Source organism: Xenorhabdus sp. TS4 (genome assembly GCF_014467265.1).
Lineage (GTDB): Bacteria > Pseudomonadota > Gammaproteobacteria > Enterobacterales > Enterobacteriaceae > Xenorhabdus > Xenorhabdus ehlersii.
In genome coordinates, this window is record NZ_NKHQ01000085.1 from 1 (window position 1) to 1,545 (window position 1,545).

Sequence of the window (1,545 nt, forward strand, 5' to 3'; positions counted from 1 at the left end):
CGAATTGCTAGAAAACTTCTTTCTCACACGTTGGGTATTTTTGCCAATTTTAAACAAGGTAAAAGTCAACGCGACTGGCTTCAACAAGCCAACGTTATAAGATGTTAAAGTCGAGCATCGCGTTAAATTCAATCGATAATATCTGAGTAAAATAAATAAAAATGAGCGCCATCGCTGTAAACAACACTAATAACGGGAGTGAAACTTTCAGAATTCTTTCAGGTGTGGAATGTGACAACCACTTTTTTGTCAGCAATGAACCTATTACGATCCCAGCAGAATAAACTATAAACAGATATCCATTCTGTGATGAAGATAATTCAAATTGTGTCTGGAATACGAAAGGGCTGGCAGTAAAATAACCAATGGTAATAGCAAACAAAACGGCAGAAACAACACTGTATACAACAAAATTAATGTCAGATAACAGAATTCGAAAACCTGTTATCCGGCCATTGTCTGTTGATTTCATCGGTGATGTTTCCGGCAACGTCATTTTTACAAAAAATGCACCTATCAGCATCATTATGGTAAGAGCTATAAAATTAAACTTCCACGGCAGATATTCTGTAATATACCCGCCAATGACAGGTGCGAAAGCAGGCGAGACTTGTGATGCCATCGAAAAAATAGCCAGCGATTTAGATAATTCTGTCTTATCCCTGAAAGTATCACTGAGTATAGCTCTGCTAATAACCGGACACCCACCTGCACCAATACCGGTCAGAAGCCGGAAAAGAGATAGTGTGTGAAATGATTCAGCCGTAGAAGTCAGATAATTACCGATAGCGGAAAATAATAAGGAAAATACAATAACAGGAATGCGTCCGTGTTTATCGGAGAGAGGTCCATAAAAAAGTTGGGATACAGCGAAACCAATGAGATAATAAACAACAAGGCTTTGTGCCTGATTGTCAGTAATTGCGAGTGCGGTTTTTATTATAGGTAGTGCTGGATTATAAAGATCTATAGAAAATAATCCTAATACCAGTATAACGCACGAATTGATGATAATGAGTTTTGACTTCATGCCTTTTCACCTTTCATACGAGTGGGAATGCTTTTATGCGTTTGTTATATTCTTTATTTGGCGTTGTGTGTTGATTTTCACATTTAATTTCGATCAAGAATAAGCCGTTCTGTTGCATAATTTCGGCAATACATTTTTGTAATTGATCAGGCGAACTTACACAAACAGTTTAACCCTAATCCTCTTGCCAATTGATATCAATCATAATCAAGAATTTTTGTCAGATCTGTTTTGTTATCTTTATTATTAAAATAACCCGAATTCCGCTTAAGCCATCACTGGAAAATCGTCTTCTGAGTAGAAATTTTTAAGTGATGGCTTTTTCAATTTAAGGCAGTAAGCAATCACACCCCCTAAAACAGTCAACAGAAATCCTTTTATACTTCGGTGGCGCGAGTGTTCTATTTGAGAAATGAGGTTATGACTACAATTTATTGATAGTGATGAATGTTCAGATAATATCCTATAACTCTGTCATGCATTTCTATGGATTTTGAAAAAGATAATGTTTTTCG

Annotated in this window: 2 protein-coding genes and 1 pseudogene; all 3 read right to left on the reverse strand. The window is 36.3% G+C overall.

The annotated features are described in order from the left end of the window. Positions 1-94 precede the first annotated feature (94 nt). Positions 95-1,030, reverse strand: a complete 936-nt coding sequence (locus tag Xets_RS18785) for an MFS transporter (RefSeq protein ID WP_255430692.1) — start codon at positions 1,028-1,030, stop codon at positions 95-97. A gap of 267 nt (positions 1,031-1,297) precedes the next feature. After that, positions 1,298-1,447, reverse strand: a pseudogene (locus Xets_RS18790) (IS982 family transposase); the annotation flags it as partial. A gap of 14 nt (positions 1,448-1,461) precedes the next feature. Continuing rightward, on the reverse strand, positions 1,462-1,545 hold an 84-nt coding region (locus tag Xets_RS18795; RefSeq protein WP_222941595.1), incomplete at its 5' end, for an IS1 family transposase.